Below are 24,547 nucleotides of genomic sequence, written 5' to 3'. Positions count from 1 at the left end.
GGGCTCAATTCAAAGTGAAGCTGAGGCCGGCACCGATGCCCACTTGTCCACCGGCTGCCGTACCCGACAGGTTCCCACGAACCCGGCCGTTTTCGCTGGTGTAACCGGCGCCGAAGGCGAGAGCGCTTTCACCCCTCCACAAGCCGCCGCCGACCGCCACGCTGAGCTTACCGGGACGATCGTCATAGCGAAGCGATGCCGCGGCAAGCCCGATTGCGGCCGCCTGTCGTGCCTCCGACCGTACGTCGCCAATCTCTCGGTTCAACTGACCGAATTTCTGGTCCGTATAGTTGTTGGCCGCAGTCAAGCCACCGGCAACAGCCGTGTCCGTGTAGGAATTGGCCTGGGTGATACTGTCGCCCAACTGAGCGACATTGACGGCATCGGTCGGGGCTACACCCTTGCCGACGTTGGAGATGACCACCGGCGCGTTGACGTCACCGCCCTGTAGGGTGATGCTGTTCTTCTTGCTGCCATCCGGATTGAGATCATAGGTAACGGCGTTTTTGGTGATCGTCCCGACGCCGGTCTGCAGATCATTGATCGCCGAATTGGTCGCGTTGAGCTGCGATCCGTTGATGGCGTCGGTGCTGTCGGCGGAAATACGGCCGGCGGCGACGTTCGTGATGGTTCTTTCCGCCCCCGCAGCGCCCACACTCACGGTTCCAACGGGCGCGGTGCCGGCAAAATCATAGGTCTTGCCCTGAATGACGGTGCTGGAGGTGCCAACGGCCGCCTGTGTTACGGAACCGGAGCCCAATGCCACATCACTGGCATTGTTGGCCTGCGCGCCCTGGCCGAGAGCAACAGCCCCCTGCCCCACAGCCGTGGCTCCATGTCCGGCCGCTAGGCTGTCCGTGCCGCTGGCAACGCTTTCCGGACCAATCGCAACGCTGTTGGTGCCCGAAGCTGCGGAATCCGCCAGCGTCGAGTTGGCATGGAAATATTTGATACCGCCGCCGCTGGTGATATTGGTCAACGTGCTATCGACCGCGCCGAAGGCGTCATAAACGGTCGAATAATTGTTGCCCTGAATGTTGTAGGTCGGACCGGTGACCGACCCATCCGGGTTCAACGTCGTGTTGCCACCGATCAGGCTGGTGATGTTGGTACCGAGACCCTTGAGCTGGCTAACATTCACGGCATCGGTGTCTGCGGAACCGGCTGCAAGATTGGTCAGCTTGCGTTCCGATCCGGCTGAACCGATCGACACTTCGCCGACCGAGGTTTGCGGGCTCGTAAGGGCAAAGGCGGTATAGTTCGTCTGCGCCCCCACGGAGGTTATGGATTGCGCGCCGAGCGCAACGCTATTGATGTTGTTGCTCTGCGCACCGGCGCCGATGGCGACCGATTGAATGCCCGCCGCCGTCGAATTCGTGCCGATCGCCACGCCGTCTGCCAGCATGACATGAGCATTCTGGCCTATGGCCGTGCCGCCAGGCGCGACCTGATCGACGACCGCGCCATTGCCGATACCGATGCCATTGTCGCCGTTGACCACCGTCGTCGGGCCGACCGCCACCGACTCGGCGCCGACGGCGAGGGAATCGCCGGCGGCAGAGTTGGCATGGAAGTATTTGCTCGGCGTCGTTGCGACAGAAGCGATGGCGCCCTGCAACTGGCGAACCGTGACCGCATCCTGAGCGCTGGTGCCGTCAGCGACATTGGTGATTTGCCGGTAAGACGTGCTCGAGCCGACCGATACTGCGCCCAACAGCGTTTTATCGGTCGTATTGTATTGGATGAAGTTCGTTGGACCGGCGGCAAGCTGGCCGGTGGCTGGCGCCAGGGCACGGTCGGAGATCGATCCCGAGCCGAGCGCTACGCCGCCGTCGATGGTGGCCTGACTTTCTCGTCCAAGCGCGAGCGAACTGTCGGCAACGGCAGTCGCATTATATCCGACCGCGGTGGAGCCGATACCTTGAGCGGAGGAGTCGCTGACGGCAAGCGTCCTGTCATTGGTCCTCACATATCGGATGCCATCGCCATTGGCGTCGGTATAGGTCGTCGATGTGTCGCCGGCGATATTGTTGATGGTATTGCCGAGATTGCTGATGTCGGTCGTGTTCTGCGTCACCTGGCCCCCGATTGTCGTGACCTGGCTGCCAAGGCTGTCGACCGCCTGGTTGGTCGCAAAGAGCTGCGAACCGTTGATCGCATCCGTCGAAGACCCGCTGATGCGGCCCGCCGCCACGTTGGTGATGGTGCGCTCGGCACCGACCGCCCCAACGCTGACCGTCGAGGTCGGCGTGGTGCCCTGGAAGGTGTAGGTCGTGCCGTTGATCACGGCGCTTGCTGTGCTGACGGTGACGTCGGTGACACTGCCCGAACCCAGCGCCACGTCGCCCGCGTTACCCGCAGCGGCGTTGGCGCCTATCGCGACCGCACTCGCGCCGCCGGCATTGGCGTTGACACCGAGAGCGGTTGCCTGAACGGCGGTCGCAAACGCGTTCTGGCCGATCGCGGTGGTGGATGTGGCCGTCGCATTGGCATCGGCGCCCATGGCGGTGCTAAAGTCACCCGTGGCCTTGGATATGTACCCAAACGCCGCTGCATCGAGGCCGGAGGCACCCGAAGCGTTGCCGGCCGCGATAGAATTCGCCCCTGTCGCAGTCGAGAGAGGTCCGATCGCGACTGATTCCGCACCTGTCGCCGACGAGTCCGTCCCCGCCGAATTGGCATGGAAATATTTGATGCCACCGCCGTTGTTGATGTTGGTGACCGTCGTGCCGATGGCGTCGACCGCCTGGTTGGTCGCAAAGAGCTGCGAACCGTTGATCGCATCCGTCGAAGACCCGCTGATGCGGCCCGCCGCCACGTTGGTGATGGTGCGCTCGGCGCCGACCGCGCCGACGCTGACCGTCGAGGTCGGTGTCGTGCCCTGGAAGGTGTAGGTCGTGCCGTTGATCACCGCATTGGGCGTGCCGACTGCTACGGCAGTCACTGAGCCCGAACCCAGGGCCACATCGCCAGAACTCGCCGTCGCCGTCGCGCCGTTGCCCAAAGCAATGTTGCCGACGAAACCACTTGCCCCTGCGGTGGAACCGTTGCCGAGCGCCACGGAGCCTTGGCCGATCGCCTTGTTGTTGTTGCCGATCGCCACCGCGCCGCTAGCCTGGTTGGCGGCGGTGGCAGTCGCCGTGCCGTCGCTGTTGGCGATATTGTTAGCACCGCCGGTGAAGGCGCCGGTGCCGCTTGCGTAGCTCGGATCGCCGATCGCGACCGCGCCGTCGCCGTAAGCGGTGTTGCCGGAGCCGATGGAGACGGCCTTGCCGCCTGTCGCTACTGCATTGTTGCCAACGGCAACCGCTTCGGCAGAGGTCGCTTGGGCTGCTGTCCCGATCGCAATCGCGTTGTCGCCGCCCCCGTTCGCGTTGATGCCCAAAGCGATCGACTGAAGCCCGCTGGAGACCGACCCGCCGCCGATTGCTGTGCTGCTCACACCACTGGCGGTGGAGGACTCGCCTAAAGCCAGGGTGTTTGACTGGCTTGCGGCGGCATTCGCGCCGAAGGCTGCTGCATTGATGGCAGTCGCCTTTGCATTGAATCCCAAGGATGCGGCCCCACTCCCCGAGGCATTTGCGCCGGGGCCGACCGCGGTGGCTAAATTGGAACCGGCGTTTGCATTGTTGCCGAGCGCGATGCCGGAGGTCGCGCCATTTGCCACAATTGCGCCCGAGCCTATCGCAACAGCACCGCCACCGGCGATTGCCTGTGCCTGGTTACCCAAGGCAACACCGAAGGCTCCCGACGCAACCGTAGTAGGACCGATGGCGAGCGAATTGGTTCCCGAGGCGGCAGCTGATGTGCCAAGGGCGATGGTATCGGTGTTTGAGGCGGTGGCGAGATAACCCATTGCCGAGCCTCTCAAGCCGGAAGCAGTCGCCCCATTTCCGATTGCGGTGGACTGGTTGGCCGACGCGGTCGCCGACGTGCCGAAGGCACTGGCTCCAGTCCCCGTCGCAGATGAGCTGGAACCAACCGCATTCGCCCATGCTCCCGTGGCCGTCGCAGCGGAGCCTAACGCAACAGACTCGAACGTGAAGCCGGAAGGAGCGGTGCCGCTTGCATTGGCATTCGTACCGATGGCAATCGGAGAGCCGCCGCCTGTTCCAGCGTTAGCCTTGGAGCCTACGCCCATGGCAATGGCGGAACCGTTTGAAGATGAGGCGTTGGAGGCCAACCCAATCGCTACCGAGGCGCCACCCGAAGCGCTGGCCGTAGAGCCGAGAGCGACGGCGTTCGCCCCGTTTGCAGTGGTGTTGACGCCGAAGGCCGAAGCTCCGTCCGCCAGTGCGCGGGCGTTTCCGCCCACGGCAAGAGCATTGACGCCGGTGGCGTTCGCGAAGACACCCATGCCTATGGCGTTGAGACCATTGACACTCATCGTATAGCCGATGGCGATCGAAGCATCGCCCGTTGCACTGTTAGAGGTGCCCAACGCCACGCTGTTCGCGCCATTCGCTTGGGTAGCGTTACCGATGGCGACGGCGTTGCCGCCGGTTGCCGTGCCCCCGCCGGCGGCATACTGCGCCAGCGCTGGCGTGGTGATGCCCCCGAATGCGATCGCACCCAGCGCCACCGCCCCGCCCATTCCCAGCGACCCCAGCCCCAACCGCTTGCGCTTCATGCCGAGCGCCCTATGCGCCATCCGCAGCACGGCCATGAGGCGGCGGCGGAGCGAACGATCATCACTTCCGCCTGAAATCCAATTCCCGACAAATCCGGCTTGAGACTTAGACTGCAGACGTTCCCCAACGCACTTCATCATGCTGCTTTCTCCTCGCTGTTGTCTGAACGACCGAGCGCGCTTGTGTCCGCTTCGGCGGCTGTGTCGTCGTTGAAATTATGTAGTTCCAGAAGCGTGTGCCCCATCCTGACGGCTTGGCTTTCTATCTGCTCACGCGCACTTACGACCCATGACTCCGTCGGTTCCGGAACCGCATGCAATGCGGCATCCGCCCGACCGGGGGGAAGTTTCATCGCCACCAACGCGCGGCAGATATCGAAATGAAGGGCCGGTTCCCGCTCGGCATAGGCCGGAGAGGTCAATCCGAAGACGAGGCAGGCAAATAGATGATCAAGCTCCGCGCCGGTGAGGCGGCTGGCGTATTGCCGTTGCAAGGCAGTCCAGGCTACCTCGACTTTCGGAGCAAAGATTTCAAAATCCGAGAATTGAATGTCCATAGCGCACCGAATGGTTACGACGGCGAGCATGGCCTTATTTGCGACACCGGTATTTTAGAAAATTCCGGACTATTTTTAGAAAATTACGGTTTTTTGCTTAGCCAGCGACAGGTGTATCAGCTTTGCCACACTGACTTCCGGCAGCTAATATTCCAATGATATGGCGAGGGTAGCGCCCGCGTCGATCACGAATCGGATGGAATAGCGTTGCCGCCACGCATGGCCTTCCCTAGGCACGCGTTTTCAGTGGCAAGTCTGGAAAATCGGCCTTTGGCCGGATCTGTTCGAGGCGCCAGCGCTGAAGCTCGCGGCGATTATCCCATAAATCGCAGCTCTGTCGGCGTCTTGCCCCTGTACCGCTTCATCGTGGTGGCCAAATGGCTTTGATCCGAAAATCCGGCCATATAGGCGATTTCGGCAATCGCGATCTCGCCGTCGATCAGCAGTTTTTCGGCGAAGTCCAGGCGCAGGTTGATCAGGTAGCGATGCGGCGGCATGCCGAACGTCCTGGCGAACCGCAAGATGAAATGGTTCGGTGAAATGCCGGCGACCGCCGCGAGCTCGGCGACGTGAACCTTTTGGGTAAAATGCTCGCGAAGATACTCTTCCACGCGTCGAGCGCTTTTGGCGGAGAGCCCACCCTTGGGCAATGGAAGCTGTTTCATGGGACTTGCGTAGGTACGAAGCAGATGAACACCGAATAGGGTAACCAATGAATCCAGATAGAGTTCATTCGGAGTTGCCTTCCCAGTTAACTCGACGGAAATCCTCCGGGCCATGTCGAGGGCACGGAGGTCGACGGTGCCGAAAGCGGGCGGCTGAAGCTCTACAGTGGCGAGATCGAGCTCCTGCAGAGCCAGCTCGGACAGTGTTTCCGGAGGTATCGCTACGACGAGATTTTTTCTGGTTTCCGTCCAGGCAAGACTACTGTCCACGCCGGCGGGATTAACGGCGATGCAGCCAACCGGTGCATCATATTCCGTGATCCTGTCGCTGCCGAGCGAGGCTCTCAACCCGGATGCAGGGGACAACACGATGGCCACCGCATGCTCCTTGGCCAGGAACGTCTGCGACCCAGGACTGCGGATGGAGTGTATCACGCTTCCACGCGTGGTGGCCCTTCTCGGGCCAGCGCTTTGAGGAATTATATCGAAGACATATCGATCTGTCCGCCCGGAATCGACGGCGCGGTAGCCGCCTCGTTCCCGAGCCTCTTCCGAATCATTCATTCTGTACCGCCCCGCCGAACGAAATACTGCATGCACGAATAAGCAGGTGGAATTTCAATCAAAGATTGAAATTCCTTATTTTCCCAACCCTGCTTGCGCAACGCCGCCCGCAAAATCGGCGTATCGCAACAAAATCAGATAGGGCAAAACATTCGGTTGTGAAGGAGGAATCGTATACAAGGCGAAAGAAAGAAATAATCGATGCAATTCAATGACAGTAGCGCTCTTCGCCGATAAAAGGGAGAACTCGGCGATTGACCGGTCCGGCTCGAGGCTAACGGGCAGCAACTCTATCCTATCGCGTATCTACAGCCCCGATTCCATACTATTATTAGTTGTAACTAATGTAATAATAATCAATGTAAAAGAGAGGTATCGCAGACCCGTCGAACCATATCTGCTTATTACGGATCGTCGCGGTGATTTTCATACAGATCCCATCCGAGATCCACCAAAGCCAGAAGAACATCCTTCTGATTCCATCCAGCCACAACCGCCGCCTGGACCATCTCTTGAACGATAGGCAGCAATTGGCGCTGGCACTCGCTCGAGATATCGGCAGCGGCATCACCCGCTGGAGGCTCATTGAAGTTGAATTCGACCATTGGTAATCCTACGCCATGAATATATATTGGTTATGATATTCCTAATATAAAATTAATCCAGGATGAAACATAGAGTCTTTTCAAGACAACGCCAAATCACACCAACTCTATGCTTCACGGCGCAAGCTCCGGACAGGATGACTTCATTAGTGACTTGTTACTTGATCGAGCGACATATTCAAAATACTAGACATTGCAATATGTCTATTAGTCGATCTAAGAGCCCATAAACTTGGCATTGATTGGGCAGTAGCATACAAAGCACGGTGGGCCTTGGCGTTTTGTACGCCCTCAAAAGCGGCCCCAAATGGGACTAATGCGCTGAAAGTCAGCACCGTTCGCCTTCGAAAACGTCCTTCGCAATTCCAAAAGCGACGCGCGACCATCGCGAGGGACATGGCGAATTGCGGCAACTTGAGGCAAGCAAATGCATGATGCTATCGCGCTCAATCCACATAGCTACGCCGCCGCCGGTCGTCTCGTCGGCGACAGCTCGCTCCTTATGCACGCCGGGGATTGCATGGCCGGTATTGCCTCGTGGAAAAGGCCGGCGGCTGACATCACCCTACCAAAGGTGAAGAGGGCATCCCACAAGTCATTCGCCGCTCACGCGTAGCGGACTTCCACACCCAGTTTTTCCACCCGGTTGCGGATGCTGTGGGGCATGTTGCTGTCGGTGATGATCAGATCGACGCGCGACAGGGAAAAGGCCTTGGATGACGCTCCAATATCCCATTTGCTGGAATCCGCCACGAGAACCACGCGGCGGGCCATGCGGACCAGATTGCGTTTGGTGCGGGCAATATCTTCCGAGACATCGACGACGTCGAAGGATTGGTCGATTGCGTGGGCGCTGACGAAGGCCTGATGGGCAACGAGACCGCCGAGCGCCTTGTCGGAATCCGAGACGATCGTGCTGACGGTGCTCGGAAAGACCCGGCCACCGATCATGTGCACATCAAGTCCCGGTCGGTACATCAGATGCTGCGCGATGTTCATGGCCGTCGTCGCCACCACCACGTTGGAGACCGGCGGCATCTGCATGGCCACTTGCAACAGGGTGGAGCCGCTGTCGAAGACGATCGATTGGTTGTCGATGATCTGACGCGCGGCCAACTGAGCGATCCGCCGCTTGGCGTCGAAATTGCGCTGCATGCGCTCTTCGAAAGCGGCAGCCGGGGAATCGGCGGGAAGGGCGATCGCCCCTCCATGGGTTTTGATCAGCTGCTTCTTGGCGTCCATGATTTCGAGATCTGACCGGATCGTCACTTCCGAAACCTCGAAAAACTCCGCGAGTTGACGGGTGCGCGCCTGACCGACCCGCTGAAGTTCCAACAAGATCTGATGCCGTCGTTGTTCTGCAAGCATATGCGACCCCAAAACTGCCTTTGCCGATGATCGGCCCATTCTTTCGAAAATCGAAAGATTACCTATCGCACCATCTCGCTTCCAAAAAGCAAAAAGTCGATACTATCGGGTGATAGCACGGTGAAAAATCCAAAAATGGATCAAAACGAAAGAAATCGAAATATTGAATATTGTTTTATTTTCGAGTTAGGGTCCACGCGACATCAGCACCCGCAACCGTAAAGGGATTTTTTGAAATGGGTCTCGGAACAAAAATTCGCCTCTCCCGTCTGTTCTCAAATCCGTCAGGTAATCTTTTCGGAGGCGCGGTCGATCATTTCGTCGGCTATGGCAATGTGCGCGAAGGTGGGCTTGCCGATCTGCCGGGCGCGCTGAGGCGCGTCATGAGTGGCCGTCCCGACTACATCAGCATTCAGCCGGGTGCCGCGCGGCATCTCTGGTCGGAATATGCCGGCAAGGCGGCGCTGGTCATCCAGGCCGGTTGTTTCACCGCCGACGACCGCATTCGCCAGCTCATCGCGACACCTGAGGACGCGGTACGTTACGGCGCCGATGCGCTCGCAGTCGCCATTCCGGTGCGCGGCGATACCGAAGGCGAATATATCCGCTGGTTGACCGATACGGTGAATGCCGCCTCCCGCTTTGAAATGCCCGTTGTCGCGCATGTCTATCCGCGCGACTTCGCCAATGGCGGCAAGATCGTCTTCACGCCGGACGAAATCGCCTATGCGGTGCGTATCGGCTATGAGACCGGCGTTGACGTCATCAAGGTCGGCTACACCGGCGATTTCGACAGCTTTCGCGAAACAGTGGCGACCTGCCCGGTCCCCGTCGTCATCGCCGGCGGCCCGAAGACCGATACGCTGCTTGGCGCCCTGAAGCAGACGTCCGACGCCCTGCGGGCCGGCGCCAAAGGTGCCGTGGTTGGCCGTAATCTCTGGGGTCACGGTGACACCACCAAGGCCGCGCGCGCCTTCAGGCTCGTCATCCATGATGGAATGACGCCGGAAGAGGCACTGACCGCTGCCGGCGCGTAAGACATGTCGCGCCCTTTCCATGTTCTGGGCTTCGGCGCCCTGGCAATCGATGACATCATCTATGTCGACCGGGTGCTGACGGCCGGCAAGGGAAAGGTGACGAAACGCGCCACTGAACATGGTGGCAACGTGGCGACGGCCCTGGTGGCCGTTGCCCGGCTCGGCGGCCGAGCCGCATTCATCGGCTGGCTGAACGACCAACCGTCAACCGATGTCGGCGGCAAAGAGCTCGAGCGGGATGGCGTCGATATATCCCTCGCGCCGCGCCATCCCTCCGCTCAGCCGATCCGGTCGGTGATCACGGTCGGCCCCGACGGCGACCGGTTCATTGCCTATGACGACGACGTGTTGCACGGGACCTCGGAAGCTCTGCCGGATGACGTGCTGATGCAGGCGCCGGTGCTCCTGATCGACGGCTATTCCGTGCACTCGCAGTCGGTCGTTGCGCGCGCACGCTCGCTTGGCCTTTCCATCGTCGCCGATATCGAATGGACTGTCGGCCCGGCGACCGATCGGATCGTGGCCCTGGCCGATCATCTGGTGCTGCCGATCTCCTTCGCCAGGTCCTATACGGGCGAGAGCGATCCTGCCGCAATCCTCGAAAAGTTTTGGTCTCCCGAGCGCTCCGCGGTCGTGCTCACCGATGGCGATTGCGGCTCCTACGTCCGGCAGAAGGATGACGCTAACCTTTGGCACGTTCCGGCTCATGCGGTGCAGGCGATCGATACGACCGGCGCAGGCGACTGTTTTCACGGCGCCTATGCTTTCTCCCTGGCGGAAGGAAACAGACCGCTCGATTGCGTGGCCTATGCCACAGCCGCCGCCGCCATTTCCGTAACGGCTCGTGGCGGACGCAGGGGATTGCCCGACAACCGGACATGCCAAGCATGGATGACGGGTGAAAATGCACCCGTCCCCCGCGCGCTTGATGCCGAAACAAGATCCAGATCGGCGCCTGAATAATCGGGCACAGCCGATGACCATATCGATAGCATTGCGATGTCCGCCTGTAGCAACCCCACGAAAAGAGGGCTGGAAGGTGGTGAACGAGGGCCGCCGCCAGATGCGGTCGAGAGTGGGAACCGGGAGGAAATGACGTGGCTACAGTTGTACTGGACAAGATCTACAAGACTTTTGGAAACAACTTCCATGCGATCAAGGATTTGAGCTTGACGATCCATGACGGCGAGTTTCTGATTCTGGTTGGCCCTTCAGGCTGCGGAAAATCGACGGCGCTGCGCATGATCGCCGGGCTTGAGGAGATCAGCAGTGGAGCATTGAGCATCGGCGGCCAAGATGTCGTCGATCTCTCGCCCAAGGACCGTGATATCGCCATGGTCTTTCAGAGCTATGCGCTCTATCCGCACATGACCGTCTTCGACAACATCGCCTTCTCGATGAAGCTGGCGGGCAAGAGCAAGGACGAACGCACCAAACGCGTTCACGAAGTCGCCAAGATCCTCCAGTTGGAGAGTTTGCTGGGCAGCAAGCCCGCTCAGCTCTCCGGCGGCCAGCGCCAGCGCGTGGCGATGGGGCGCGCAATGGTGCGCGAGCCCGCGGCCTTCCTAATGGACGAGCCGCTCTCGAACCTCGATGCGAAGCTGCGCGTGCAGATGCGCGCCGAAATCGTAAGCCTCCAGCGGCAGCTGGGCGTCACGACGATCTACGTCACCCATGATCAGACCGAGGCGCTGACGATGGGCGATCGCGTCGCGGTCCTGAAGGGCGGCGTGCTGCAGCAGGTGGATACACCAAAGGCGCTCTACCACCATCCGATCAATGCCTTCGTTGCCGGCTTCATCGGCTCGCCGTCCATGAACCTTTTTGAAGGGCGCCTGCAGGGCGACAGCATCCAGACGCCGGCGTTCTCCATCCCCTTGCCGGAGAGCGCCTTCACGCGTGCCCCTAGCCTTTCCAATTTCGAAGGAAAGACCGTCGTCTTCGGTATCCGGCCGGAAGATCTCCACGACAGACACCTGCCTTCGGGTGCCGCGCATCCGACGATCCCGGCTCTCGTTAAATCGATCGAGGAGCTTGGCTCCGAACTGATCGTGCACCTCTGCATCGAGGCGGTTCGCGTCGACTCCGGCGATCCTGATACCGTCTCGGACCTCAACGGTGCGGCCAATGCCGTCGCGAAGTTCGAAGCCGTCAGCACGGTCGAGGCGGGTAAAAGCATCGATCTGGCCATCAATCCGGCTAAGCTGCATTTCTTCCACCCGCAGACGCACATGGCGCTGTGATAACGGCGTTTCCCGCTTTGCCGACGGCCTCCCGATCTCACTGTCGGACGCTCGCCGTCCTCGATCGCATTTCTTACGAAAATCGAAAACATGTTTGCGATACTGTGCTCTCAATGTTGCATCGCAATAATCCTTCATATGTTGATAGAATAGCGGAAAATCATCTCCCGTAAGACGCAATAGATTGAATTTCGATTTATTGCTTAAACTTTCATTTGCTTACGAAAATCGAGGGAAGCATCTCGCAAACGGCGTAAACGAGGCAGAAAAAGCTTGGCGATGAGATTCTATTTTATCGTTTTTTATCAACGGTTTGTAAGGAGGCCGTTTTTGGCTCGAGATCCGCGCCTGTTGCCGATCGCAGTTCTTCGTTGACAGGCAGAGGCCTCAAGAACCTATTTTCATCGCGATCTGTGGGAGGATCGATCAACAGAAAGTTCAAAGGGAGGGAAAAATGAATATCAGAAAATTCGGCATGACAATGAGGGTCGCCGCGGTTGCCTGGGCGCTCTGCGCCACGACGGCATTTGCCGACACCACCATCGAGTTCATCCAGTGGTGGGAACCCGAAATGCCAGCGGGCGCCCTGCGTCACATCATGGACGATTTCGAAGCCAAGAACCCCGGCATCAAGGTCACGCTCGTCAGCGGTCCCTATGCCACCACGCGTGATCAGATTGTCGTCGGCGCCGCTTCGGGAACCCTCAGCGACGTGGTTGGTCTCGATGGCGCCTGGGTCAACGGCCTTGCCAAGCAGGGCGCCATCACATCGATGGACGAGCTGATGACAAAAGCGAACTACGACAAGAGCCAGATCGCCGACATCATCAAGGTCGATGGCAAGAGCGTGATGTTCCCGCTGGCGTCCTTCGTTTACCCGGTCTTCGTCAACCTGGATCTGGCCAAGGCAGCCGGCGTCGACAAGATGCCGACGACCCGCTCCGAATTCGCCGCTGCCGCGAAGAAGATGACCGACGCCTCCAAGAACCAGTATGGCTGGGTATTGCCGCTATCGCTGCAATCGCCGAGCGGCATACAGAACGACGTTATGTCATGGGTCTGGGCATCGGGTGGATCGATGCTGAAAGACGGAAAGCCCGATCTCGAAAACCCGGCCGTCGTCGGAGCGCTCGAATACATCGCCTCGCTGCACAAGGACGGCGTGATTTCGCCGGGCATCTTCGCAAAGAAGGAACAGGACAAGGTCGAGGAGTTCGTCAATGGCCGTGTCGGCATGATGGTCGACTCCCTCGCGCACGTAAACCTTATCCGCGAGCGTAATCCGAAATTGAATTTCGGCATCTCCGCATTGCCGGCCGCCGACGGTTACACCGGCAAGCGCGGCCTTCCCTATGCATCCTGGGGAATAGGCATCAGCGAAGCCAGCCAGCACAAGGAGGAAGCCTGGAAGCTGGTCGAATATCTGATGAGCCCAGACGTGAACGGTCGCCTCGTCTCGATCGCCAACGCCTTCCCCGGCAACGTCAAGGCAAAGCCCGACTTCGTCGCCTCCGACCCGATTTTCGCGGAGGCCTTCAAGATCTTCCAGAGCGGTTATCCGGCCAACGAGTTCGTCGGCCTGCCCGTTGCCGAGGAACTGATGCGCGACATGAACATCCAGGTGCAGAAGGAGTTCGATGGCGGGCAAACGGCCAAGGAAGCCGCGGCCAATACGCAGAAGGCGTGGCTCGCCAAATTCTAAGCTATGGCGCATTGCCGAACGTTGGCGGCGCGATCCCGCGCTGCCAACGTGGTCGTTGTCATTTTCTGTAGAGTGGAAAGTCACACCACATGGATCATTCCAGCTTGGCTCTGGTCGCTACGCAACCAAAACGGCGCAAGAAGAGGAAGTTTCATTCCAAGGCGTTGCGGCGTCTGGTGCCCTATCTGTACGTCTCGCCGGCAACGCTTCTGCTTGTTCTGCTGATGCTGTTTCCGATGATCATGGTCTTTCGCTATTCCCTGATGGATGGCGCCATCATGAAGAAGAACGCGGCATTTGCGGGCTTGCAGAACTATCTGACCATTTTCGAGGATCCGGTCTTCTGGCAGTCGGTCGTGCAGACGCTCTATTTCACGGTGATGAGCGTAGTCTTCCACTTCATCATCGGTCTTGCCTTCGCTCTCCTGCTCAACACGAACCGGGTCGATCCGCTCATTCGCAGCATCCTGCGGGTTCTCTACATCCTGCCGTGGCTGTTCACCGCCGTCATCATCGCCATTATCTGGCGCCTGCTGCTGGATCCCAACGGCGTCGTCAACAGCATCCTGATGGCGCTCCATATCGTGAACTTCAAGGTGGAGTGGTTCTCCTCGACGAGCACCGCAATCCATGCCCTGACATTTGCGAACATATGGGCCGGCTATCCCCTCTACATGGTCAGCCTGCTCGCCGGCCTTCAGGGCATTCCGAAGGAACTTTATGAAGCGGCGGGCATCGACGGCGCCAACAGCTTTGAGAAATTCTGGCACATCACCATCCCGCAGCTGACGCCGATCATCATCAGCATCGCGCTGCTGGATTTCATCTGGACGATGCAGGTCTTCCCGCTGGTGTGGATGACGACAGGCGGCGGTCCGATCTATTCGACCGAAGTGCTCAGCACCTTCACCTACAAGCTCGCCTTCTCCCGCTATGAATTCTCACTGGCCTCGGCGAGCGCAATCATCATCCTCATCATGTCGATGAGCGTCACCTACTTCTACATCAAGCATCAGCGGCAAAGGTGAGGGCCATGGCAAAACGCTCCTTCAAAAACTCGGTATTGCCGACCGTCCTGACCTATATCGGACTGGCAGCCGGACTGGTCTTTGCCACATTTCCGATCGTGTGGATGTTTTTCAGCTCGCTGAAATCGAACACCGAAATCTTCGCCCTGCCACCCAGGCTTTTGCCGGAAAACTTCACGATCGCGGCCTATCTGACGATCTTCAACGACCCGGTAAAGGTGCGGTTTTTCATCAACAGCTATTTCGTCGCCGGCGTCGTCACCGTTCTGACGCTCGTCATCGCCATCCTCGCCGCCTATGGCTTCAGCCGCTATTCCTTCCGCTTCAAGAACACGCTGAACATCTTCATCATCAGCACGCAGACTGTCCCGCCCATCACCCTTCTCATTCCCTATTTCGGAATGGTGGTAGCCTTCAGGATCTTCGACACCTACCTGGCGCTGATCCTGACCTACATGGTCTTCACCCTGCCTTACGCCATCCTGCTGATGACCGGTTACCTCAACACCCTGCCGAAGGAGCTGGATGAAGCCGTGCTGGTAGATGGTGGCTCTAGCTGGACGGCCCTCTGGCGGGTGATCGTCCCCATTTCCGTTCCCGGCATAGTCGCCACGGCTGTCTACACCTTTCTGCTTGCCTGGAACGAATTCCTCTTCGCCCTGACGCTGACAAAATCGATGAATCTCAGAACCGTCCCGATCGGCATCCAGCTTCTGATGGGCCAGCATGCCTTCGAATGGAACGAGATGATGGCAATGAGCGTGCTCGGATCGCTTCCGCTTCTTGTGCTTTATCTGGTCGCCCAGCGCTACTTTCTGGCGGGCATGACGGCCGGCTCGGTCAAGAGTTGAAGTGCCGAGGCACCGCTCTCAAACAGCCCGCAGTGCCGGACAACGGCCCTGCAATGTTATTCGCCAGATCAGCCACGGCTTCTGAAAGCCGCCCCGTCGATGCCATGGCGCTGCAGCCGGGCGTAAAGACTTCGTCGCGGCAGCTTCAGGGCTTCGGCGGCCTGGCCCACATCCCCCTGGGCGCGGTTGAGCGCCGCCTGGATGATACCGATCTCGAAGCGATCCATCTGTTCGGATAGCGAAAGCCGGTCGCCATCGCCGTCATTGGCAAGCCCGAGACCGAGCACAGTCTGTGTCGCGAAGTTTCGCAACTCGCGAACATTGCCGGTCCAGTTGTCCGAGATCAGCCGTGCTTCGATTGCGGCATTGATCACCGGGCGCGGCCGCCCGAATTGTTTGGCGGCCTCGCCGATGAAGTAGGCAAAGAGCAGCCCGACATCCGCCCGCCGCTCGCGCAAGGGCGGAATTCGCAACCGAACCGTCTCGAGCCGATAAAGCAGGTCGGAGCGGAAGCGCCCGTTTGCGACGGCGCCGGCAAGATGGTCCTTGGCGGCAGCAATGATCCGCAAATCGACGGCGCGCGGCTCACCCGCGACCGAGGGCAATTCGCGCTCTTCCACCACCCGCAGCAGTTTCCCCTGCAATGCGGACGACATGCTGTCGATCTCGTCCAGGAAAAGCGTGCCGCGGTCCGCATCGGCGATCCGCCCGCGCTGGAGCCGATTGCCGAACAGCGCCTCGTCGGCAATGGCATCAGGCAGAGCCGCGCAGTCCACGGCCACGAAGCGCCGGGCGCGGCGTGCGCTCCAGCGATGCAGCAATTGCGCGACGAGCTCCTTGCCGGTTCCTGTCTCGCCTTCGATCAGCACGTCGACGTTGACACTTGCCAGCTGACGAATGGTCTCGCGCAACCGAACCATGACCGGCGTCTCGCCAAGCAGCGGCAAACTCTCTTCGGCCTCGGCGGCTGCCAGACGCAGGCGACGATTTTCCAACACCAGACGGCGCATCTCGAGCGCGCGGCGGACGCTGGCGATCATGTGATCCGTGGCAAACGGCTTTGCGATGAAATCGAACGCGCCCTGCTTCAATGCGGCCACCGCCATGGCGATATCGCCATGGCCGGTCATCAGGATCACTGGAAGTTCCGGATCGCGGGCCAAAGCGGCATCCAGCACGCCATGTCCATCCACGCGAGGCATGCGGATATCGGTGACGAGGACACCCGGAAAGTCGGCGTTCAAGCTCGCCAATGCGGAGTGCCCGTCGCTATAAGTTTCGATATCCAGCCCGGCGATTGCAAACGAATCCGCCAATGCGACACGAAAAGCATCGTCGTCGTCGACAAGCATTAAGCGCAACGTTTCGATCTGTGTCATGCTCGTCTTACCTTGACCACAAAAGCCGCGCCCCCGAGCGGCGACGGCATGATTTTCAGCGTGCCGCCCAATTCGGCAACGATGTCCCGCGCGATACCGAGCCCAAGACCCAAACCGTCGGGTTTGCTGGTCACGAACGGGCTAAATATTTTTTCGCCCAACTCGGGATCGATACCGGGGCCGTTATCGGCGACGACAAGCATGGCCGATGTCTCGTCTCCGTCGACGCTCAGGACAACGCGTGGATCGGAACGGCCCGTCACCGCGTCCAGCGCATTCTGCAGCAGGTTGACGAGCACCTGCTCCAGCTGAACGCGATTGGCGAGCACATCGGGCTGGCCGGGCTCCGGCAGATCAAGGCGCACCTCCGCATTACGAAAGCGATCGCCGATCAGAAGCAACGCACCCTCTATCATTCCATCGAGCGGCACCCGGCCGGTTTCGCCCTTCCCGCGTCGCGCGAAACGCCGCATTTCCTGGGTGATCGCGCCGATCCGGGCCGTCAGCTCGACCGTCGTCGCCAGATTGGCGGCAACGCGATCCATGCGGGCGTTTGCCAGATGATGCTGCGCGTTTTCGGCGAGCGTGCGGATGGTCGCCACCGGCTGATTGATCTCATGGATCAGGCCAGCGGTGATCGAACCGAGAGAGGCCAGCCGGTTTGCCTGCGCAAGTTCTTCCCGCGCTTCGCGAAAGCGGCGGTCCGCGCGTTCGCGTTCGGCCATCTCGGTGCTCAGTTCGGCGGTGCGTGTCGTGACGGCGGCTTCGAGCACCGCCCGATCCGCGGCGATCCGAGCAGCGCGAGTCATGCGCCAGTAGATCGTGACGGCGATGGCAACCAGAACAATGGTCGCGGCAATGGAGGTCAGCCACGCAAGATCGCGCGCGCCGCGCAGTGCCGGCGCCGCCTTCACCACATGGATCAGCCTCAGTTTTGTCTCAGCGATCGGCTCGTCAACCGGCATCAACAGCGCGCCTGATGGATCACGCATCATTCCATCCGCCACGAAGCTGTGGCGGCTAGGCTCCAGCGGCACGTTGCTGAACTGGCCGCTTTTGGCAATCTGCGCACGGTCCACGTCCGAAAGCGGCCGGAATGTCCGCAACTCCTCTCCCGGATCGGTCGAGGCAAGCACAATGCCGCGCGGATCGATCACGAAGGTCTGACCCAGATCCTCTGCCCAGACACGCAGCAGCGCCTGAAACTCATATTTGACGACCACCACCCCGAGAGCGCCCTGAGCGCTGCCGACCCGCCGCGACAGAAACAGGCCCGGGCGCCCGCTGAGATCGCCGACGGCATAATACTCTGCCGAGCCGCTGGACAACGCATCGGTAAAATAGGGACGAAACCCGTAGTTGCGGCCGACGAAGCTTTCCGGGGTATCGGCGTTCGAGGCGGAAATGACCCGCCCATTGCCGTCGATGATGTAAATGACGGGCGCTCCGGTCTGTGCCGCCAGAAATGCAAGCTTGTTGTTAAGACGCGAGGCTACCGCAGACGATCCGCTGGCCAACGCGTCTTCCAGGTCGCTGTATTCCCCGAGCGCCACGGGAAGCAGCCGATATTTGGCAAGTTCGCTATCCATGAACCGGGTTTGCTGACGGGCAACAAGCTCCGCACTCGCCTCCAGCCGCGCGAGCGCGTCCTTTTCCATCCAGAACGTCACCAGATTCCACAGCCCCGCCATCAGCAGCAGGATTACGATCGGCACCGCGATTTTGGCTTTCAACGACAAATGCTTCATTAGTGCAGGATACTGCAATCCCCTTATATTCGCTATGCAAGATTTTGCACAAAATCGCATTGCGCTGCAGCAAAAATATAAAATTATATGATCTAAAACAGTAATTTAGATCAAACTTTCTTTAGCGACTAGTAGCATGAGGTGATCTCCTGCATCCTGCGCGGAGCGTCGAAGTGTTGGGCCTATCGGAGAGGAAAGGGTCATGTCGCCGGACAATCAAAGCAATTTCCGCGCACCGATGATGCCGGCAAAATGGGGAGCGCGGCTCGCCCTGTTTACGTTGCCCGATCGGATCCTGCCGCAAAATTCGCCGCTTGCTGACTTTGACAGCGATTATCTGGCGCGGGGTTTTTGATGCGCGATTTCAACCCGGGCAAGGCCCTTGCCGGGCCGAAGGATTGCGAAGAACCGCCAACCGTCAATACCCGACAGGATGCCTGCCCTCGGCATCATCATTGCCGACCCGACGGCGAGCGCAATTGTCCGCGCGAGACGGTGCGCCGGCAGACGACACACCTCGGCGATGCAGTCGAGGACGATCATGGCAAGCTCAGGCGGTCGATTGGACCAGCGATGGGCTGCCCGTCGATGAAGACGACCTACTCCACGCTGAAAGGCTTCAAGGTGACAAGTGCGTTGAGCAAAGACCAGACCGTAGTCTGGCAAGATGGGGACCGCGCCGTGGGAGAAAAGTGTCCGATCAACGGGCCGTTCGGCATCTAAGCGGTCTGAAGCAGCAACCAAAGACCCGTTCTGCATCCGCCGCCGTTCTCTAAAGCAGGGTTTTCAAAAGAGATATGGATTTAAGGATTTAAGAATGACTAGGAAGGAGAGACGTCTCCCGATTTCTCCGGCGCAGGCCGGCATGTGGATCGGCGAGAAGGTTGGGGCAACTGGCCTTATCTTCAATCTTGCGGAATCTGTCGAAATCCACGGGCCGGTTAATCCGGAGAATTTTCGGCGGGCACTACGCCAATTGACGGAAGAGATCGACGCCACCCGGCTTCGCATTCACGAGATCGAAGGGCAGCCTCACCAGCTCGTGCTGGAGGAATTCGAAGGCGAATTCAGCGTGGTCGATTTTTCCATCACCGAGGAACCGCGAAAGGCAGCGGAAGCCTGGATGGCAGCGGAAGTGCTGGCGCCCCTTGATCTTGCGCATGACAGGTTGTGGGACAGCGCGCTCCTCAAGCTTGCCGGCGATCACTGGCTATGGTTCCAGCGGGCGCATCACATCGCCTTTGATGGCTTCACAGCCGGCTTGTCGTCGCGCCGTGTCGCCGAGATCTATACGGCGCTGGAAGAAGGACGGGAACCCGCACCGGTCGATTACGGTACACTGGAAGAGATGCTGGAGGCCGATCGGGCCTACCGCACGTCACAGCATTTCGAGCGCGATCGCGCCTATTGGACGGACCAGCTCCAGCAAACACCGCCGCCGCCCACGCTGGCCAAACGGCGCGCGGCGCCGACAGGCGGCATGCTCCGCCACAGCACTTATCTGAGCGCCGAAAATGCCCATACCCTCGGCAGCGTCGCAAAGGAGCTGGGTGCCTCCGTTCCGCAAATGCTGATCGCGCTCGTCGCAGCTTATTACGCCCGGGCGACCGATTACGAAGATCTGGTCATCCTGACGATGCTGACCGCGCGCATCAACCCGGCCATGCGCCGCATTCCCTGCATGATGGCCAATGCCGTTCCGCTGCGCTTCAAGCTCTCGCCCGACCTGACGCTGCAGGAGCTCGTCAAGCAGGTGTCGCAGCAGATGATGCGGGCGCTGCGCTACCAGCGCTATCGCTATGAGGACATGCGCCGGGATTTCGGTCTTCTGCGCCACGACGAACAGATCGCCTGGCTCGGCGTCAATATCGAGCCGTTCGACTACGATCTTCGCTTCGCCGGCCATCCGACAACCGTTCACAACCTGTCCAACGGCTCGATGAACGACATGACGATCTTTGCCTATGATCGCGGCGACGGCAGCGAGATTCGCATCGATTTCGACGCCAATCCGGGTCTTTACAGCCTGGAGGAACTCCAGTCGCACGAGGCGCGCTTCACGCAGATGATGAACACGCTGCTGACGGAGCCTGGGCAGAAATTGAGCTCCTTCAGCCTGCTTTCGGATGAAGAGAGACAAAAGGTCCTGGTGGAGTGGAACGATACGGCGCGTGCGGTCCCCGATCTCACATGGCCGGAACTTTTCCGCCAGCAGGCGGCCAACAATCCGAATGCGGTTGCCGTTGCCTTCGGCGACAAGGAGCTGACCTATGCCGAGCTGGATGCCGCCTCGGACAACTGGGCAGGCCTTCTGAGCAAGCGCGGTGTCGCGCGCGGCGATCTGGTGGCAGTAGCTGCCCCCCGCTCGGAGCAGATGCTCGTCGGTCTGCTTGCCGTGCTCAAGGCGGGAGCCGCCTATCTGCCGCTTGATCCTTCCGATCCGCCAAGCCGTATCGGCATCATTCTCGAGGATGCGAAGCCGAGCGCGATCATCACCACCAGCGAGGCTGCGGCCAAGCTTCCGGTGGAGGGTATCCCGACGGTGCTCCTCGACCACCCGGAGGATTGCTCACCACATCTGGTGACCGGCGCGCCTTCCCCCGACGACAGGGCCTATGTCATCTTCACATCCGGTTCCACCGGACGACCGAAGGGCGTGGAGATCCCGCATCGCGCGCTGACGAACTTCCTGTTCGCCATGCAAGACCTTCTGAAAATGACGGCAGAGGATCGTCTTCTGGCCGTCACCACAATCGCCTTCGATATTGCAGCGCTGGAGCTTTACCTGCCCCTCCTGGCGGGCGCACGAACCATCATCGCTCCTCGCGAAACCGTGCGGGATCCGGCGGCTCTTGCACAGCTTCTCAAGCAATCGAAGGCCACCATCATGCAGGCGACGCCATCGCTTTGGCGTGCCTTGCTCGAGGATCACGGCAATGGGGTGCGTGGCTTGCGCCCGGTGGTTGGCGGCGAAGCGCTTCCCGCCGATCTCGCCCATAAGATGGCAAGGTTCGATCATGCGGTGCTGAACGTCTATGGCCCGACGGAGACCACGATCTGGTCCACCGCCATGCCGCTGAAGGGCAAGGATCTCGACATGCCCCCGATCGGCCGCCCGATCTGGAACACCAGGCTCTACGTTCTGGACCGCAACGGTGCCCCCTTGCCGCCCGGCTTCGCGGGGGAACTTTACATTGGCGGCGCAGGGGTTGCGAAAGGTTACCTCAACCGACCCGACCTCACTCAGGAACGCTTTCTGCCCGACCCGTTCGCCGGCGATGGCAGCCGCATGTATCGCACCGGCGATATGGCCTGCTGGCGCAATGACGGCGTGATGGAATATCTTGGCCGGAACGACCATCAGATCAAGATCCGCGGCTTCCGTGTCGAGCCCGGCGAGATCGAGGCTGCTCTGGTTTCGCAGCCTGAAATCCGTCAGGCGGTTGTCATTCTTCGCGAGGATCCGGGCCAGGGCAAACGGCTTGTCGCCTATCTGGTCTCGGCGCTTGGCGATGCAATCGGCTCGACTGACATCTCCGCCAGACTGGCCCACAGCCTGCCGAGCCATATGATCCCCTCGGCCTATGTGATGCTGGACGCCATACCGCTCAACGTGAATGGCAAGATTGACCGGCATGCGCTGCCAGCACCCCAATGGCAGATCCAGGAAGGCTTCGTTGCGCCTCGAAGTGAGGCGGAAAAGATGATCGCCCGCATATGGTGCGAAACGCTCGGGCTCAATGAGGTCGGCATCCACGACAGCTTCTTCAAGCTCGGTGGCGATTCCCTCGCCGCCGCCAGAATGATCGCCGCCGTACGCTCGAAAATCAACGCGGCCATTCCGCTGGGCGCAATTTTCGAATTGCCGACAATTGCCAGCCTCGCCGTGCTGATCGGCAATCCCACTCCGAAAAACGAGTATCTCGATCCGGTGCTGCCGATCCGTAAAAAGGGGAATTCAGCGCCACTATTCTGCATCCATCCGGTTCTCGGCATGGGCTGGGCCTTCCATTCGCTTGCCGAGCATATCGCACAGGACATGCCGATCTACGCCCTGCAATCGGAAGGACTGAGCGATCCCTCCGACTTGCCCGGCACAGTCGAGGAAATGGCCGAGCGCTATGTCGACCGCATACGCAAGATACAGCCCAACGGCCCATACCATATCCTCGGATGGTCCTTTGGCGGCCTCGTCGCCCACGAGATGGCCCGGCAATTGCGGGAGGAGGATGAGACCGTGGCGTTCCTCGGCCTGCTGGATTCCTATCCCTATCGCCAAAAGGACCGTGAGGCCTCATCGGATGACGTCATTCTGGTCCAGGCGGCGCTCGGCTTCCTTGGCGTCGATGTCGATATAACGGCACTCGACCCCAGCCGGCCCGCCTTCTCCATCCTGTACGACTATCTGATTGCCCAGTATGATATGGGCAATCATCCGCTGATCCATGAAATCCAGACATATGAGCCCGATATTCTGGAGAAGGCGCGCGCGATCATCATCCATCACCTCGGTCTTGCCCGGAAATTCAAGCCGGGATTTGCCGAGCTGGACATGCATTTCTTCTCAGCCAATCGCGGCAAGGGAGAAGCCATCGATGACGTGATGAACTATCGCGCCGAAGCGTGGCTCCCCCATGTCGGCGGGCGGGTCTATCGTCGTCATCTCAATTGCCATCACGAAGAGATGCTCGATGCCGCCCCGGCGGCGGAAATCGGTGCCGTCGTTCAGGCCGAGGTGCTTCGCGAATTCCTGGTTCTGCGGGCACCCGACTATTCCGAAAATGCCATGACGGCATAGAGGACGACGAGCTCATGAGAATTGCCATTTTCACCATTGGGACGGAAGGTGATGTCCGTCCCCTGGTCGCCCTTGCATTGGGGTTGCGGCGGGCGGGCCATCAGGTCCGCATCGCCACCGATCCGAGTTGCGCCGATCTGGTAAGGGATGCCGACATAGAATACGCTTGCCTGAACGGCGATTTTCTCGCCTGGATGCGAAGCGACCAAAGAACGATGGAGCGCGGGCTTGCCTCGTTCGCCATCATGGCGGAAGCCCGCCGCAGATTGCTGGCCATGGCCGTCGACTGGGCTGAACAGGGTCGCGCCGCCGCGCAAGGGGCTGATCTGCTGATCGGCAACGGCATGGTTTATTATCTGACTGCGTCGCTCGGAGAGCGCCTTGGGGTGCCAGTCGTCGAGAGCCAGTTGATGCCGACGCTGCCGTCCCACACATCTCCGCCACTGCCCTTGCCGCAATGGATGTACCGCCTTCCGGGTTTTGCCAACAAGGCGCTCGGCCACGCGGCCCGTCTTCTGGTCTGGAAGACCCTGAAACCCGCCTATAACGAGATCGTCAGGCCTGCTCTGGGACTACCGGCCTACCCGCGCTTTGCACCCTTTCAGGATAAATTTCTCAACCATCCGCGCCTTTTCGGCTTCAGCCCGACACTGATCGAACCTTCGGCAGGCTGGCCCGAGCAAACTCGTGTGACCGGACCATGGTATCTGGAAAGCAAGGAGAAATGGCGGCCCTCCGAAGCGTTGATGCAGTTTCTGGAGAGTGGTCCACCGCCCATTTACATCGGCTTCGGCAGCATGATGCATCATGATGCGGCGGGATTTACCGATACGATACTCGGTGCGGTCAAGATGACTGGCAAACGCGCCGTCCTGGCGACAGGATGGGGAGGTCTGAGCGAGAAGGCGGACTTCGATAGCAGCACGATTTTCGCCCTCGAGCGCGCGCCGCATGACTGGCTACTGCCGCGCATGGCCCTGGCCGTGCATCATGGCGGCGCGGGAACGACCGCCGCCGCCGCCAGAGCCGGCATCCCCTCGGTCATCACGCCTGTTTTTGGCGATCAGCCCTTCTGGGCTGCAAGGCTCGAACATTTGGGTGTCGCCCCCAGAGCATTGCCGAGAGAAAAGCTGACCGCCACTTCGCTCGCCTCGGCAATTTTGGACGCCGACGCACCACACATGTGCGAGGCGGCGAGAAAGCTCGGCGAGAAACTGAGGGCGGAGCACGGCATTGAAAGCGCCATCGATGCGCTGCGTGTCTGGGGCCTACTGTCTTCTTCCACCAAGGTCCCCCAAAGCGGCAAGAGGTTCAAATCCGCCTGAGTGAACTCTCTCTGTTCGATGCATTGCGATCGGGCGCTCTCGAGCTT

The 24,547-nt window shown here is 60.0% G+C and carries 17 protein-coding genes; 10 read left to right on the top strand and 7 right to left on the bottom strand.

Going from position 1 to position 24,547, the window contains the following annotated elements; genetic code table 11:
* Window positions 1-4 precede the first annotated feature (4 nt).
* The 5 genes from AC1RO0_RS09985 to AC1RO0_RS09965 all read right to left on the bottom strand — a co-directional run bounded on the left by AC1RO0_RS09985 (window position 5) and on the right by AC1RO0_RS09965 (window position 8,389).
* Window positions 5-4,771 carry a YadA-like family protein gene (locus AC1RO0_RS09985; RefSeq protein WP_498592737.1) on the bottom strand — a complete coding sequence of 1,589 codons (4,767 nt, stop codon included), beginning with the start codon at window positions 4,769-4,771 and terminating at the stop codon, window positions 5-7.
* Window positions 4,768-5,187, bottom strand: a complete 420-nt coding sequence (locus AC1RO0_RS09980; RefSeq protein WP_498592736.1) for a hypothetical protein — start codon at window positions 5,185-5,187, stop codon at window positions 4,768-4,770. The genes AC1RO0_RS09985 and AC1RO0_RS09980 overlap by 4 nt, the downstream gene beginning before the upstream one ends.
* A gap of 314 nt (window positions 5,188-5,501) precedes the next feature.
* Entirely contained in the window at window positions 5,502-6,230 is a 729-nt protein-coding gene (locus tag AC1RO0_RS09975; protein ID WP_498592735.1) for a helix-turn-helix domain-containing protein, read from the bottom strand.
* A 590-nt stretch (window positions 6,231-6,820) separates the two neighbouring features.
* Window positions 6,821-7,021, bottom strand: coding sequence for a hypothetical protein (locus tag AC1RO0_RS09970; RefSeq protein WP_498592734.1), 201 nt, complete (start codon window positions 7,019-7,021; stop codon window positions 6,821-6,823).
* A gap of 606 nt (window positions 7,022-7,627) precedes the next feature.
* Window positions 7,628-8,389 (bottom strand): DeoR/GlpR family DNA-binding transcription regulator, encoded by a 762-nt coding sequence (locus AC1RO0_RS09965; protein ID WP_153367625.1) that lies wholly within the window; start codon window positions 8,387-8,389, stop codon window positions 7,628-7,630.
* A 236-nt stretch (window positions 8,390-8,625) separates the two neighbouring features.
* On the opposite strand from AC1RO0_RS09965, the gene AC1RO0_RS09960 reads away from it, so the two are divergent.
* From AC1RO0_RS09960 to AC1RO0_RS09935, 6 genes are all read left to right on the top strand, one after another.
* On the top strand, window positions 8,626-9,426 hold the full coding sequence (locus AC1RO0_RS09960) for an aldolase (RefSeq protein WP_498592733.1): 801 nt from the start codon (window positions 8,626-8,628) through the stop codon (window positions 9,424-9,426).
* A 3-nt stretch (window positions 9,427-9,429) separates the two neighbouring features.
* A complete protein-coding gene (locus tag AC1RO0_RS09955; protein ID WP_498592732.1) occupies window positions 9,430-10,389 on the top strand; it encodes a PfkB family carbohydrate kinase in 960 nt (319 codons plus the stop codon).
* Window positions 10,390-10,523: 134 nt separating this feature from the next.
* A complete protein-coding gene (locus AC1RO0_RS09950) occupies window positions 10,524-11,669 on the top strand; it encodes an ABC transporter ATP-binding protein (protein ID WP_498592731.1) in 1,146 nt (381 codons plus the stop codon).
* 454 nt (window positions 11,670-12,123) lie between these two features.
* A complete protein-coding gene (locus tag AC1RO0_RS09945) occupies window positions 12,124-13,371 on the top strand; it encodes an ABC transporter substrate-binding protein (protein WP_498592730.1) in 1,248 nt (415 codons plus the stop codon).
* Window positions 13,372-13,460: 89 nt separating this feature from the next.
* Window positions 13,461-14,399, top strand: coding sequence for a carbohydrate ABC transporter permease (locus AC1RO0_RS09940; protein ID WP_498592729.1), 939 nt, complete (start codon window positions 13,461-13,463; stop codon window positions 14,397-14,399).
* 5 nt (window positions 14,400-14,404) lie between these two features.
* On the top strand, window positions 14,405-15,250 hold the full coding sequence (locus AC1RO0_RS09935) for a carbohydrate ABC transporter permease (RefSeq protein ID WP_368511835.1): 846 nt from the start codon (window positions 14,405-14,407) through the stop codon (window positions 15,248-15,250).
* 68 nt (window positions 15,251-15,318) lie between these two features.
* On the opposite strand, the gene AC1RO0_RS09930 is transcribed toward AC1RO0_RS09935, so the two are convergent.
* Together AC1RO0_RS09930 and AC1RO0_RS09925 are read right to left on the bottom strand one after the other, a co-directional pair.
* Window positions 15,319-16,629 (bottom strand): sigma-54-dependent transcriptional regulator, encoded by a 1,311-nt coding sequence (locus AC1RO0_RS09930; protein WP_498592728.1) that lies wholly within the window; start codon window positions 16,627-16,629, stop codon window positions 15,319-15,321.
* Window positions 16,626-18,377, bottom strand: a complete 1,752-nt coding sequence (locus tag AC1RO0_RS09925) for a sensor histidine kinase (RefSeq protein ID WP_498592727.1) — start codon at window positions 18,375-18,377, stop codon at window positions 16,626-16,628. The genes AC1RO0_RS09930 and AC1RO0_RS09925 overlap by 4 nt, the downstream gene beginning before the upstream one ends.
* 202 nt (window positions 18,378-18,579) lie before the next feature.
* Between AC1RO0_RS09925 and AC1RO0_RS09920 the strand changes: the two genes are divergently transcribed.
* The 4 genes from AC1RO0_RS09920 (at window position 18,580) to AC1RO0_RS09905 (ending at window position 24,500) form a co-directional block, all read left to right on the top strand.
* Window positions 18,580-18,732 (top strand): hypothetical protein, encoded by a 153-nt coding sequence (locus AC1RO0_RS09920; RefSeq protein WP_498592726.1) that lies wholly within the window; start codon window positions 18,580-18,582, stop codon window positions 18,730-18,732.
* Window positions 18,732-19,100 (top strand): hypothetical protein, encoded by a 369-nt coding sequence (locus tag AC1RO0_RS09915; RefSeq protein ID WP_498592725.1) that lies wholly within the window; start codon window positions 18,732-18,734, stop codon window positions 19,098-19,100. The genes AC1RO0_RS09920 and AC1RO0_RS09915 overlap by 1 nt, the downstream gene beginning before the upstream one ends.
* A 94-nt stretch (window positions 19,101-19,194) precedes the next feature.
* Window positions 19,195-23,175: an amino acid adenylation domain-containing protein gene (locus AC1RO0_RS09910; protein WP_498592724.1), complete on the top strand. Its 3,981-nt coding sequence runs from the start codon at window positions 19,195-19,197 to the stop codon at window positions 23,173-23,175.
* Window positions 23,176-23,189: 14 nt separating this feature from the next.
* Window positions 23,190-24,500: a glycosyltransferase gene (locus AC1RO0_RS09905; protein ID WP_498592723.1), complete on the top strand. Its 1,311-nt coding sequence runs from the start codon at window positions 23,190-23,192 to the stop codon at window positions 24,498-24,500.
* Window positions 24,501-24,547 lie beyond the last annotated feature (47 nt).

This window comes from Rhizobium sp. GW821-FHT14E12, assembly GCF_058803745.1.
The sequence above is the reverse complement of the archived record's forward strand: the minus strand, read 5'-3'. Positions and strand labels throughout refer to the sequence as shown.

Excerpts from the sequence above, each read along its gene's own strand:
- AC1RO0_RS09985 (WP_498592737.1), bottom strand. The coding sequence starts at position 4,771 with ATGATGAAGTGCGTTGGGGAACGTCTGCAGTCTAAGTCTCAAGCCGGA.
- AC1RO0_RS09980 (WP_498592736.1), bottom strand. The coding sequence starts at position 5,187 with ATGGACATTCAATTCTCGGATTTTGAAATCTTTGCTCCGAAAGTCGAG.
- AC1RO0_RS09970 (WP_498592734.1), bottom strand. The coding sequence starts at position 7,021 with ATGGTCGAATTCAACTTCAATGAGCCTCCAGCGGGTGATGCCGCTGCC.
- AC1RO0_RS09965 (WP_153367625.1), bottom strand. The coding sequence starts at position 8,389 with ATGCTTGCAGAACAACGACGGCATCAGATCTTGTTGGAACTTCAGCGG.
- AC1RO0_RS09960 (WP_498592733.1), top strand. The coding sequence starts at position 8,626 with ATGGGTCTCGGAACAAAAATTCGCCTCTCCCGTCTGTTCTCAAATCCG.
- AC1RO0_RS09955 (WP_498592732.1), top strand. The coding sequence starts at position 9,430 with ATGTCGCGCCCTTTCCATGTTCTGGGCTTCGGCGCCCTGGCAATCGAT.
- AC1RO0_RS09945 (WP_498592730.1), top strand. The coding sequence starts at position 12,124 with ATGAATATCAGAAAATTCGGCATGACAATGAGGGTCGCCGCGGTTGCC.
- AC1RO0_RS09940 (WP_498592729.1), top strand. The coding sequence starts at position 13,461 with ATGGATCATTCCAGCTTGGCTCTGGTCGCTACGCAACCAAAACGGCGC.
- AC1RO0_RS09935 (WP_368511835.1), top strand. The coding sequence starts at position 14,405 with ATGGCAAAACGCTCCTTCAAAAACTCGGTATTGCCGACCGTCCTGACC.
- AC1RO0_RS09930 (WP_498592728.1), bottom strand. The coding sequence starts at position 16,629 with ATGACACAGATCGAAACGTTGCGCTTAATGCTTGTCGACGACGACGAT.
- AC1RO0_RS09925 (WP_498592727.1), bottom strand. The coding sequence starts at position 18,377 with ATGAAGCATTTGTCGTTGAAAGCCAAAATCGCGGTGCCGATCGTAATC.
- AC1RO0_RS09920 (WP_498592726.1), top strand. The coding sequence starts at position 18,580 with ATGTCGCCGGACAATCAAAGCAATTTCCGCGCACCGATGATGCCGGCA.
- AC1RO0_RS09915 (WP_498592725.1), top strand. The coding sequence starts at position 18,732 with ATGCGCGATTTCAACCCGGGCAAGGCCCTTGCCGGGCCGAAGGATTGC.
- AC1RO0_RS09910 (WP_498592724.1), top strand. The coding sequence starts at position 19,195 with ATGACTAGGAAGGAGAGACGTCTCCCGATTTCTCCGGCGCAGGCCGGC.
- AC1RO0_RS09905 (WP_498592723.1), top strand. The coding sequence starts at position 23,190 with ATGAGAATTGCCATTTTCACCATTGGGACGGAAGGTGATGTCCGTCCC.